Source organism: Roseobacter sp., from assembly GCF_039970775.1.
Taxonomy (GTDB): domain Bacteria; phylum Pseudomonadota; class Alphaproteobacteria; order Rhodobacterales; family Rhodobacteraceae; genus Roseobacter.
This window is the reverse complement of record NZ_JBDVLG010000052.1, coordinates 38,880-50,093: the sequence shown is the minus strand read 5'-3', so window position 1 is coordinate 50,093 and position 11,214 is coordinate 38,880. Positions and strand designations below refer to the sequence as shown.

Annotated in this window: 9 protein-coding genes; 1 reads left to right on the top strand and 8 read right to left on the bottom strand. The window is 60.6% G+C overall.

What is annotated here, in order from left to right:
- Positions 1-49: 49 nt before the first annotated feature.
- Positions 50-394 (top strand): DUF427 domain-containing protein, encoded by a 345-nt coding sequence (locus ABJH13_RS14080; protein ID WP_348406852.1) that lies wholly within the window; start codon positions 50-52, stop codon positions 392-394.
- Here the strand turns inward: ABJH13_RS14080 and ABJH13_RS14075 are convergent, their stop codons facing one another.
- The 8 genes from ABJH13_RS14075 to ABJH13_RS14040 form a co-directional block, all read right to left on the bottom strand.
- On the bottom strand, positions 395-2,080 hold the full coding sequence (locus tag ABJH13_RS14075) for a chloride channel protein (RefSeq protein ID WP_348406851.1): 1,686 nt from the start codon (positions 2,078-2,080) through the stop codon (positions 395-397). It abuts the gene before it with no gap.
- Positions 2,081-2,149: 69 nt separating this feature from the next.
- Positions 2,150-3,799 (bottom strand): DNA repair protein RecN, encoded by a 1,650-nt coding sequence (recN, locus tag ABJH13_RS14070; protein ID WP_348406850.1) that lies wholly within the window; start codon positions 3,797-3,799, stop codon positions 2,150-2,152.
- 26 nt (positions 3,800-3,825) lie between these two features.
- Positions 3,826-4,692 carry an outer membrane protein assembly factor BamD gene (locus ABJH13_RS14065; protein ID WP_348406849.1) on the bottom strand — a complete coding sequence of 289 codons (867 nt, stop codon included), beginning with the start codon at positions 4,690-4,692 and terminating at the stop codon, positions 3,826-3,828.
- A 170-nt stretch (positions 4,693-4,862) separates the two neighbouring features.
- A complete protein-coding gene (gene lpxC / locus ABJH13_RS14060; RefSeq protein WP_348407005.1) occupies positions 4,863-5,786 on the bottom strand; it encodes a UDP-3-O-acyl-N-acetylglucosamine deacetylase in 924 nt (307 codons plus the stop codon).
- Positions 5,787-5,994: 208 nt separating this feature from the next.
- A complete protein-coding gene (gene ftsZ / locus ABJH13_RS14055; RefSeq protein WP_348406848.1) occupies positions 5,995-7,593 on the bottom strand; it encodes a cell division protein FtsZ in 1,599 nt (532 codons plus the stop codon).
- 414 nt (positions 7,594-8,007) lie between these two features.
- Positions 8,008-9,342, bottom strand: coding sequence for a cell division protein FtsA (gene ftsA, locus ABJH13_RS14050; RefSeq protein ID WP_348406847.1), 1,335 nt, complete (start codon positions 9,340-9,342; stop codon positions 8,008-8,010).
- 1 nt (position 9,343) lies between these two features.
- On the bottom strand, positions 9,344-10,219 hold the full coding sequence (locus ABJH13_RS14045; RefSeq protein WP_348406846.1) for a cell division protein FtsQ/DivIB: 876 nt from the start codon (positions 10,217-10,219) through the stop codon (positions 9,344-9,346).
- Positions 10,207-11,139 carry a D-alanine--D-alanine ligase gene (locus tag ABJH13_RS14040; protein WP_348406845.1) on the bottom strand — a complete coding sequence of 311 codons (933 nt, stop codon included), beginning with the start codon at positions 11,137-11,139 and terminating at the stop codon, positions 10,207-10,209. Before ABJH13_RS14040 ends, ABJH13_RS14045 begins: the two co-directional genes overlap by 13 nt.
- Positions 11,140-11,214: the final 75 nt, after the last annotated feature.

The following is an 11,214-nucleotide window of genomic DNA, read 5'->3' as shown; positions in this document are numbered from 1 at the left end:
CATGCGGGCGATGGGCGGCAGATAACACCATCTGGGGGGAAACGTAGCCATGGTCGATCATATCACAATCCGCAAAGCCGCAGGAATGTGGAGCGTCCGCGCAGGCGGTGCGGTTTTGGGCGAAAGCGCGCATGCGTTGGAATTGGTCGAAGGCGACCACCCTGCGGTGATCTATTTCCCCCGCGCCGATATCGCCACCGCGTTTCTGGACGCCAGCGACACGTCATCACAGTGTCCGCATAAAGGCGAGGCGCGCTATTTTTCCGTGGTCACCAAAAGCACCACACTGACAAATGCGGCGTGGTCATACGAGACCCCCAACGACAGTGTCGCCCGGATCAAAGGGTATTTGGCCTTTGACACCACAGGCGACGTAACGGTCGAAGAAATCTAGCTACGAATGTTCTTCGGCGGCGGTGGCGGCCAAGGCGCGGTTGTACACTTTTAACGCATCCACATGAAACAGCGCCCCTTGCAGTTCGGGGGGCGCGTTTTCGGTGCTAAGCGTCACCACAGGTATAAACCGGACGCCCGTTTCGAATATCGGCATCGCGGATTCGAGCGTGGCATTGGTATCGATATAGACACCGTTTTTGATCATGTCCCAACAGTCGTCTTCACCTGCGGCGCGGTCGTGGTCCATCGGGCGCATCACCGGTCCGACGCGAAACATCGCCAACAGATAGGCCTGCGGGCCCGCAGCAAGGTGAATGCCACGGCGTTCCAGTTGCGTCAGGAAAAAGCTGCGGTCAACCAAACGCGACGCCAATGCCGTCGACATTGATACCGCCACCATCACCGCAAGCCCTGTCTGCCAGTCACCCGTCAGCTCAAACACGATCAATGTGGTGGAAATGGGCGCGCCCAACACAGCCGCCGCCACAGCCCCCGTGCCTGCCAGCGCATAAAGCGAGATCGACCCAGACACATCAGGGAAAATACTGGTGGCGATCAACCCAAAGCTCAGCCCTGTTAGGGCGCCCACCATCAACGACGGTGCAAACACGCCGCCGCCCATGCGCCCGGCCATGGTGATGGCCACGGCGACGGTTTTTAACATCGCAAAGATGATCGCTTGGTGCAGCAGCAGTTGGCCGTCCATCGCCAGAAATGTCGTCTCGTAGCCAACACCGATAATATGCGGGAACCAGATCGCGATCAGCCCCAACATCGCCCCCGCAATCGCCGGGCGTAACCAACGCGGCAGCCCGGTGCGATCCTGGACCGTGTTCCAGGTGTCTTCTGCCCAAAAGATCGTTTTCATCAGGGACACGGCAACCAGCCCGCACACCAAGCCAAGGATCAGGTAGGCTGGCATTTCTTGATAAAACTGCACCTCATTCACGGTGGTCAGGGTGAATTCTGTCACACCGCCAAATTCGAGCCGGTTGATCACCGTCCCCGCGGCACTGGCGATCACAATGGGCGCAAAGGCGTGCACCGCGAAATGCCGCAGCACGACCTCTAGCGCAAAGAGCGCACCGGCGATCGGGGCGTTAAAGCTGGCCGATACGGCGGCCGCAACCGCGCAGCCCATCAGGTCACGCCCGGTGATCCCATCGGCGTGCATGCGGCGGCTGACGGCCGTGGCGATCACCGCGGCCAAATGCACCACCGGCCCTTCGCGGCCCGTGGACCCACCCGACCCCAACGTGATCAGCGAGGCCAGCGCCGATGCCAAACCGGGACGTGTTTCCACCCGGCCATCTTGCATGGCGGCCCCATGGATGACATCTGCCACCGACCGGGCGCGCGCATCTGGGGTGAAGTTATGCAAGATCACCCCCACCACCAACCCGCCGCAAATGGGGATGATCAACACCAAATACCACGGCAACATTTCGGCGAAACTATGCAATAAACGGACGTCTTCTGTCCCGTATAAATAGGTCTGTAACGCGTTCACGCCTTTGCGGAAAAACAATGCGGCAAAGCCTGCCGCGATGCCGACCGCAAGGGCGATAAACCAAAATTGGATCTGGTTGGGGCCGTTATGGCGGATCACCCGCACCCCATTCCGAACGGCGGTCATCGCGGCATCAAGCTGCTTGGAAAGGATGGATCTGTATGAGCGTGGCATGGGGTGTGTACTCTGGCTGTGCTCTGTGTAGATCAAGCCGCGCAGGGGGGAAAGCCCCCTGCCCCATGCTTAGCCCGCCAAAAGCGCCCGCGCAGCCCCCCGCGCTTCTTCGGTGATGGTGTCGCCCGACAACATCCGCGCGATCTCGTCCACCCGTTGAGGCGCAGGCAAGGCTGTCACCGTCGAGGTCGTCATCCCCGCCGCAACCCGTTTTTCAACCCGCCAGTGATGCGCACCCAATGCTGCGACCTGCGGCGAATGCGTCACAACCAACACCTGCCCTTCGGATGCCAACGCCGCCAACCGGCGCCCAACAGCATCCGCCGTCGCCCCACCGACGCCCCGGTCGATTTCGTCAAATATCATGGTCAGGCCCGACTGGCTTTTGGTCAGGCAGACCTTCAATGCCAGCAAAAACCGGCTCAGTTCACCGCCTGATGCGATCTTGTTCAGCGGGCCTGACGGCGCGCCGGGGTTCGTGGCCACCGTAAAGGCGACCGCATCCACCCCATCCGGGCCGGGCGTGTCAGCGGTGATTTGGGTTTCAAACACCGCCCGTTCCATTTTCAAAGGCGCCAGCTCGGCGCTGACCTCTTTGTCGAGCCGTTTTGCCGCCGCCACCCGTGCCTTGGTCAGGCGCGCGGCGCGTTCGCTATAGGCCGTTTCGGCCGCCGCCAGTGCGCTGCGCAGGTCAGCGACATCAGCATCCCCCGCATCGAGCGCTGCCAATTTATTGCGCAATGTCGTCCCGAAATCCGCCAGCGCATCGGGCAAAATGTCGTGCTTGCGCGCCATCGCCCGGATCGCAAACAGCCGTTCTTCGGTGTCTTCGAGGTCCGTGGGGTCAAACGACAGCCCTTCGAGTGCGGTGGCAATGCCGGTGGTGGCCTCGTCGAGCTCCATCATCGCGCGCGACAGGGCCGCCATCGGCCCCTCCAGCGCGCCATCCGCTTGGTCCGCGGCGCCGTCAAGCCAACGCAACGCCTCTCCGAGCGCCGATTCAGCCCCCTGCCCGCCCAGTATTTCATAGGCCCGGATCACATCACTGCGGATCTTTTCAGCGCCCTGCATCGCACGGCGGCGCACATCCAACGTTGCTTCTTCGCCCGGTTCAGGCGCCAACGCGTCCAGTTCGCCCACCGCGTGGCGCAGAAATTCTTCTTCCTCGCGAATGGCCGCAACCACAGCTTCGGCAGCGGTTAGCGCCTTGGCCGCCCGCGCGCGTGTGGTCCAGGCCGTCCGGCACGCCGCGCGCGCCTTATCCAGCCCCGCGAATGTATCCAAAATGGTCTGATGCCCGCGCGGGTTTAGCAACCCACGGTCGTCGTGCTGGCCATGTAATTCAACCAACGTCTCTGATAATTTACGCAGCGCCTCGCCAGAACAGCGCTGGTCATTGACCCACGCCGTCTTGCGCCCGTCAGCGGTGTTGATCCGCCGCAAGATCAGCTCGTCGCCGCCGGGTAACCCGGCCTCTGCCAAAACCGCGTGGGCAGGGTGGTCGTCCGGCAAATCAAACGATGCCGTGACAGACCCCTGATCCGCGCCCCGGCGCACCAGATCAGCCCGCCCGCGCCAGCCCAAGACAAACCCCAGTGAATCCAACAGGATAGATTTCCCTGCGCCCGTCTCGCCGGTCAATACATTCAGGCCCGGCTGAAAATTCAATTCCAGCCGATCGATGATCAACATATCGGATATATCAAGCCCGCGCAGCATTGGTCCCGCCCGTCATGGCTGTGAAATCAGAGCCATTCGCCCTTGACCGTTTGGCGATACACTTGTCGCAACCAACCGTCGCCGGCGGCATCAAGCGTCAGCCCCTGCCCCGAGAGCAACGCAAAACTGTCCTCATACCAATCGGTCGACCGGTAGTTGAACCCCAAAATCGCCCCCGCTGTCTGCGCCTCATCCGTCAGGCCAAGGGACAGATATGCCTCAACCAACCGGTGCAGCGCCTCGGCGGTGTGGGTGGTGGTCTGGAAATCTTCGACAACAACGCGGAACCGGTTGATCGCTGCGGTATAATGGCTGCGGCGCAGGTAATACCGCCCAATTTCCATCTCTTTGCCCGCCAGATGATCAAACGCCAGATCAAACTTTAGGATCGCGGCGCGCGCATATTCACTGTTGGGGTAGCGTTCAATCACTTCGCGCAGCGCTTGCAATGATTGAAACGTCAGCCCTTGGTCGCGCCCGACCTCGTCAACCTGATCGTAATAGCTCAGTGCGAGAAGATATTGCGCATAGGCCGCATCATCATCTTCGGGGTAAAAATCAATGAACCGTTGCGCTGCAGACCGGCTGTTGGGGTAATCCTGATCTTGATGATAGGAAAACGCCTGCATAATCAGCGCCCGGCGCGCCCAATCCGAATAGGGGTACAACCGTTCGATTTCGGAAAAGAAAAACGCGGCATCTTCGGCGCGGTTGCGGTTGAGTTCAAATTCACCGCGCTCAAAAATCTGTTCCGCAGAATAGGTTTCGAGCGGTATTTCCTGTGGGTTAAAGAAATTACGGGTTGTCCCGCCATCCCGAGCGCCACATCCCGCCAGCAGTGCTGCGGCCAATAGTGTCGTGATTATCCGCTTTCGCGACGCATGGTTCGTCATGCTCTGCCACCTTCGTTCCGTACCCCGCGCAACGTAACACGCGCACTGTTGCCGGTCCTAGCATAGAAATCTGACATACAAAACGCCCATTGCGCGGTTTGTGGCCTTTGGCTGACCCACAATTTTGTGCACTGCGTCACACCGCGATGTCTGAGTTGGTCACGCAAGGTTCAGGCGACCGCTGGGATCTCGTCCCACACCAAACCATATCCGGGCAACCGGCTGGCTTGGCTTTTGTCACAGACCACCATCCGCACCGCATCTGGGGTGGCAAACAGCTGGCGCAGCAGCGTGTTTGTCAGCGAGTGACCCGCACGCACGCCGGTGTAATGGCCGATCAATGGCGCACCCGCCAAGGCCAGATCACCCAGCGCGTCCAACATCTTGTGGCGCACCGGTTCGTCGCGGTGGCGCAAACCACCCGGGCTCAGCACACGGTCGCCATCGAAGACCACCGCGTTTTCGCCGGGTGCGCCGCCAAGCGCCAAACCGTTGGCGCGCATCGCATCCACATCCGCCTGACGGCAGAACGTGCGGCTGTCGCACAGTTCGCGGGCAAAGCTGCCGTTGTTCATAACCAGTGATTTCTTTTGATGTCCGATCGCGACGTCTGCGAAATCGATCTCAAAGTCGATCTGCAAGGCGGCGGCCGGTGACAGTGTCGCCGAGGCCTGCCCGTCGGTCACTGTCACGGTTTTCAGGACTTCAAAGGCCCGCACAGGGGCGGCCAGCGTCCGCAACCCGCGTTGCATGATCCCACGCACAAAAGGCGCCGCAGACCCATCAAGGATAGGAACCTCGGGGCCGTCAATTTCCACCAGCGCATTGTGCACGCCACAGCCAGCCAACGCCGCCATGATGTGTTCAACCGTGGAGACCTGAAGCCCCGTCGCGTTTTCGATCTTGGTGCACAACGGCGAACGCAGCACAGCATCCCAGCGCGCCGGGATCAGCCGGTCTCCGACAGCCACGTCACTGCGGCAAAACCAGATGCCGTGCTCTGCTGTTGCAGGACGGATCGTGACTGTCGCGCTGTCGCCTGTGTGCAAGCCACAGCCGGAAAAGCTAATCGGTGATTTGATCGTTGTTTGCACAGGTGCCCCACGAAATCTACGAACCATTCGGCTCCGTTGGCAATTTACCTATGGATAGACACCCACAGGCTCAACTCAATCTTTGCAACGGAGTGAAACACTCCTGTTACATTTGAGCGTAAAGGCGCTCGCACCACATCAAACCCCTGTAAAACAACAAAAAATGGGCTGCAGGAATGCAGCCCATTTGTATTAACTTGTGATAATATTAATTCGCTTGGCGTCTCAAAAACGCCGGAATTTCGATCCGATCTTGCTCTGGATCGGCCTGATCTTGAGGGATCGGCGCAGGTTCTGCCGAGCGATGTTGTACGGGCGGTTGCTGGCGCGGTGCTGGTTGCGCAGCACCTTCTGCCTGCCCGGTCATCCGGTTGATCAGCGAATTGATCCCAAAGCGCGGGCGCTCGTCTACAGCACCAGTCCCGGCGACAGGCGGGCGCGGTGCCGCCTTCTGAGCGGCGGCACGCAACCGCGCCATCGCTTCTGGCGACGGGGCGCCCGGCGTCGGGGCACGGGGCGCGACAAAGCTCTCAACTTCGGCCGGCGCATCTACGCGGGTCGGTTCAAACGCGGCGACTTGCGGTTGGTATGCCGGCGCGGGCACATCGTCGTATTCATCCACAACTGTATCTTGCGCAAACCGCGGATCTGCTGGAGCCTCTTCATACACAGGATCTGCCTCCATGTGACCAAACAGCGACGGCTCTTCGGCCGCTTCAACCGCCACCGTTTCGACAGGAGCAGGCACTTCGGCCACAGGCTGTTCGTCTTGTGCCGTAACTTGCGGTGTCAGCGGTTTCGACATCGGCCGGCGCGGCACGGGCATCTCAAGGTTCACGTCCGATGCATCGATCCCGGTGGCCACAACGCTCACGCGCATGGTGCCGCCCATGTCAGTATCAAGCGTGGACCCGACGATGATATTCGCCTCTGGATCTACCTCTTCGCGGATCCGGTTGGCGGCCTCGTCCAGTTCAAACAAGGTCAGATCATGGCCGCCGGTGATGTTGATCAACACGCCACGCGCCCCCCGCAGGCTGATCTCATCCAGCAGCGGGTTGGCAATGGCTTTTTCAGCCGCCTGGATCGCGCGATCCTCGCCTTCGGCCTCGCCTGTCCCCATCATCGCCTTGCCCATTTCGTCCATCACGGCCCGTACATCGGCAAAGTCGAGATTGATCAAGCCGGGGCGGACCATCAGGTCAGTGACGCCCTTAACCCCTTGATACAAAACATCATCTGCTAACGAAAACGCTTCGGTGAAGGTGGTCTTTTCATTGGCCAACCGGAACAGGTTCTGGTTGGGAATGATAATCAGCGTATCAACGACCTTTTGCAGCGCCTCAACGCCATCTTCGGCCTGACGCATCCGCTTTGCGCCCTCAAACTGGAACGGTTTGGTCACGACGCCTACGGTCAAAACACCCAATTCCCGCGCGGCTTGCGCAATGATCGGCGCGGCACCTGTCCCGGTGCCCCCGCCCATACCAGCCGTGATGAAACACATGTGCGCACCCGCCAGATGATCAACGATCTGTTCGATGCTTTCTTCGGCAGCCGCCGCGCCAACTGCGGCCCGTGCGCCTGCGCCCAACCCTTCGGTGACCTTGATGCCCAACTGCACCCGGTTGTCCGATTTCGCCTGCTGCAACGCTTGTGCATCGGTGTTGGCAACAACGAATTCAACGCCGTCCAACTCTTTTTCGATCATATTATTGACAGCGTTGCCCCCAGCGCCTCCAACACCAAAAACGGTGATGCGTGGTCTTAAATCCGTCTGGCCGGGCATCGTGAGGGTAAGGGTCATAAAGTAATCCGCCTGTGCTGCTGTCCCGCGTTCGCGGGTTTTTTGGGTGCCTATTCCTACCTGATCATACCCGCTGAGCCCTTGAGCGTCACGTAAAAAACACAGGTCTCGCACAAAATATGGGCCAGAATACGCATACAGCCCCCGTTTCCGGTGGTGATTGGCAAGATGTCGCGCAATCGAACCCCAGCACCACAAGCCATAGCCGCGCAAAACACTTCGGATGCAAGCATCCGGTGCGCGAGTCGCGCTGTGGTTTAGCTGTGTCGGGACGACTGCTCGGCCGTCAAACGGCCTCTTGCGGGCCGTTAACCTTTGCTACCACATCACAGAAACGCCGTCACCGTGTTTTTGCAAAAGCTTAACAACATATTGCTATGACTGCGGGTGACGCCAACGTGGCCTATCGTGGACCTACCAATTGTCGCGGAACCAACGCACCGCGCGTTTGAGCGACCGGTTTGGATACCGTTCGGCGGGGATGTCGAAATCCCACCATTCATCCTGCGGGTGCGCGGCGAACAACGTCAGCCCAACAACCGACGCAAAGCTCGGCCCCGTGGCGACCTGCGGCAAACCGTGCACGCGCAGGGGCCGCCCCAACCGCACTTGATGACCCAGAATTTTGCTCGCCAACCCATCAAGACCGGGAATTTGGCTGCTCCCGCCGGTCAATACAATTTGCTGGCTGGGCAAATGGTCAAAACCCGCCGCATCCAGCCGTGCGCGCACCTCTTCGAGGATCTCTTCGACACGCGGGCGCATGATCCCGATCACCTCGGCGCGGCTGGCGGTGCGGCGATCGTGCTCAAAATCACCGGTATCGCCACCGATCTCGATCATCTCGCGGTCGTCCATACCGGTGGCATGCACACCGCCGTGCATGGTTTTGATACGCTCCGCCATCGACATCGGCACCTGCAGACCCATCGAAATATCGCCGGTGACGTGATCGCCCCCCATGCGCACGGAATCCGCAAAAATCATGTGTTTCTTGATGAAAATAGACACCCCAGTGGCGCCGCCGCCGAGGTCGATGCACGCGGCACCCAGCTCTTGTTCGTCCTCAACCAGTGCCGCGATGCCGCTGACATAGGCCGACGATGCGATCCCTGCGAGTTCCAGATCACACCGTTTGATACAATGCGCCAGATGCTGGATCGCGGCCCCATCCACCGTCAACATATGCATGTCCACCGAAAGCGCATTGCCCAACTGACCGCGCGGATCGCTCAGCCCGGACCGGTGGTCCAGCGCGAAATTGACCGGTTGCGCGTGCAGCACCTCGCGGCCTGCGCCGTAATCGGGCACGTCACAGGCGGCCAGTACCCGCGCCACGTCTTGTTCGTCAACCGCCTGCCCTTCCAGCGGGATTTCGGCATCCAACCCGTAAGACCGCGGATCGGCTCCTGAAAAACACGCAATCACGTGGTCAACTCGAATGCCCGCCATCTTTTGGGCGCCCTGCAGGGCCGTCCGAATGGCGCGTTCGGTGTCTTGCATGGCGCAGATTTCGCCAAAGCGCACCCCCCGTGACCGGGTCGTGGATGCGCCGATCACCCGGAACTGCGACTGCCCGGCAAGCGAGCCGATCTCGCCCTCGTCGCTCAGATCGCCGATCCCGTCGAACCGCAGCACAAGGCACGAAATCTTGGAACTGCCCACATCCAAGATCGCCACCACGCCCCGTTGCATGGCCGCCTTGCGCATGTTGCGCATTTGGCGCTGGCTTTCGTATAAATCCATCATTCTATTGCCCCGAAACCCTTTTCACGTCCCACCATAATGTGGCGGCCTGTTCGCTCATCTGTACGGTGGGCCGGTTGCCCAATCGCATATCAACCCGCACGACATCGCGGGCCAACACCTCTTGGGCGGCGTCCAGCGCGATGACCCGTTCGAGCGCCTGCACCGGGTCCGTTTCGGGCAACATAATGCGCTGTCCGCGATCCAAAACCACATCCCAGCGCCGGGCACCCATGCGCACAATGCCCCGCAACCGTCCGCCCAACGGGGCCGCAGCCCGGTAAAGATCTAGCGCTTCTTTGACGTGAAGTTCCGCCGCGTCTCCGGCAATCACCATCAGGTCGGGGCGCGCCATGCGTCGGTCGATCATGTCCAGATGTTTGCCGGTAATGTCGATCAAGGTCAGCCCCGCACGGCTGCGCCAAATGGCAACGGGCATGCGCGGGGTCACATCGATCTGCAACACACCGCCCGGACGGATACGCACGCCAACCGATTTCACAGGCGCCAGTGCGGCAACCGTCGTGCGGATATCGGTGAGGTTGAGATCAAACGAGCTGATCGGGAAGTCCAGCGGCACGACCTCGCGGATATCGGCGGCCAGCGCATCATCAACGCCGTCAACGGCCATCAGGTCGACCATGAATTCGGGCCGCGTTTCAAAGCTGGCGCGAACCTCGGCAACCGTGTCGTGAATGCTCTGACGGTTGGCGTCATCCGACAGCCACCACGTTGCGCCGCCCGCGACCAATGCGATTGGCACGCCGACCCGCAACGTCAGCAAAAACGCCGGCGTCAACATCAACCGTTGTAGCCGCCAAGCCCACCGGGATGGCGCCGGGTCATACGCCGCTGACCTGCGGGATTTCAACGATCGCATGAGGCGTCCTCCACCATCCAAGCGCACAACTGCCCAAAGGTCATTCCGCAGGCCTGCGCCTGCTCGGGTGTCAGCGATGTCGCCGTCATGCCCGGTTGTGTGTTGGTTTCGAGCAAGATCAGCCCATCTGCGCCGCGGCTTTCATCCCACCGGAAATCCGTGCGGCTGACACCCCGGCACCCCAACGCCTGATGCGCCCGCAGCGCGTAGTCCAAACATAAATCGAAGATCTGCGGCGGGATATCGGCAGGCACCACATGGCGCGACCCGCCGGGTTTGTATTTGGCGTCGTAATCATACCACCCGTCGGTCAGGATATCGGTGACCGTCAGCGGGCGGTCACCCACAACGGTGGTGGTCAACTCGCGCCCCGGCGCGAAGGTTTCGACCATGACCTGATCTGGCATATCGGATGACAATTGCGGCGGGCTGTTGCTGGCCTCGTGCACGAGGTAAATGCCCACCGACGACCCTTCGTTGTTGGGTTTGACCACATAGGGTGGCGCCATCACGTGCCGGCGGCGGACCTCATCGGCGGCGGCCATGACGCTGTGCACAACTGGCAATCCGGCAGCCACAAACGCGTCTTTGCTGCGCTGTTTGTCCATCGCGACAGCCGACGACAACACCCCCGAATGAGTGTAAGGCATGCCGATCCATTCCAGCATGCCCTGCACGCATCCATCTTCGCCCCACCGCCCATGCAGGCAATTGAGAACCGCGTCTGGTTTGATCCCTTGTAATGCGACGCAAAGCTCGGGGCCTGCGTCGACCTCGATCACTTCAAATCCTTCTCCCCGCAGGGCGGCAGCGCAGGCGGACCCGCTGGACAATGACACTTCGCGCTCAGCCGAAGGGCCGCCCATCAATACTACCACACGTTGGGGTGTCCTGCTCGACTGACCCACGATGTGCCTCATGTCGGGGTCATTTTGACCCCATTATTTTTCTGTCTGCCTCCGGCTTTTGCGCCGGTTCACTGTCTGTTCTTACAC

Bases quoted from the DNA above. Each gene is read 5' to 3' on its own strand.
- ABJH13_RS14080 (WP_348406852.1), top strand. From the start codon at position 50: ATGGTCGATCATATCACAATCCGCAAAGCCGCAGGAATGTGGAGCGTC.
- ABJH13_RS14075 (WP_348406851.1), bottom strand. From the start codon at position 2,080: ATGCCACGCTCATACAGATCCATCCTTTCCAAGCAGCTTGATGCCGCG.
- recN (WP_348406850.1), bottom strand. From the start codon at position 3,799: ATGCTGCGCGGGCTTGATATATCCGATATGTTGATCATCGATCGGCTG.
- ABJH13_RS14065 (WP_348406849.1), bottom strand. From the start codon at position 4,692: ATGACGAACCATGCGTCGCGAAAGCGGATAATCACGACACTATTGGCC.
- ftsZ (WP_348406848.1), bottom strand. From the start codon at position 7,593: ATGACCCTTACCCTCACGATGCCCGGCCAGACGGATTTAAGACCACGC.
- ftsA (WP_348406847.1), bottom strand. From the start codon at position 9,342: ATGATGGATTTATACGAAAGCCAGCGCCAAATGCGCAACATGCGCAAG.
- ABJH13_RS14045 (WP_348406846.1), bottom strand. From the start codon at position 10,219: ATGCGATCGTTGAAATCCCGCAGGTCAGCGGCGTATGACCCGGCGCCA.
- ABJH13_RS14040 (WP_348406845.1), bottom strand. From the start codon at position 11,139: ATGAGGCACATCGTGGGTCAGTCGAGCAGGACACCCCAACGTGTGGTA.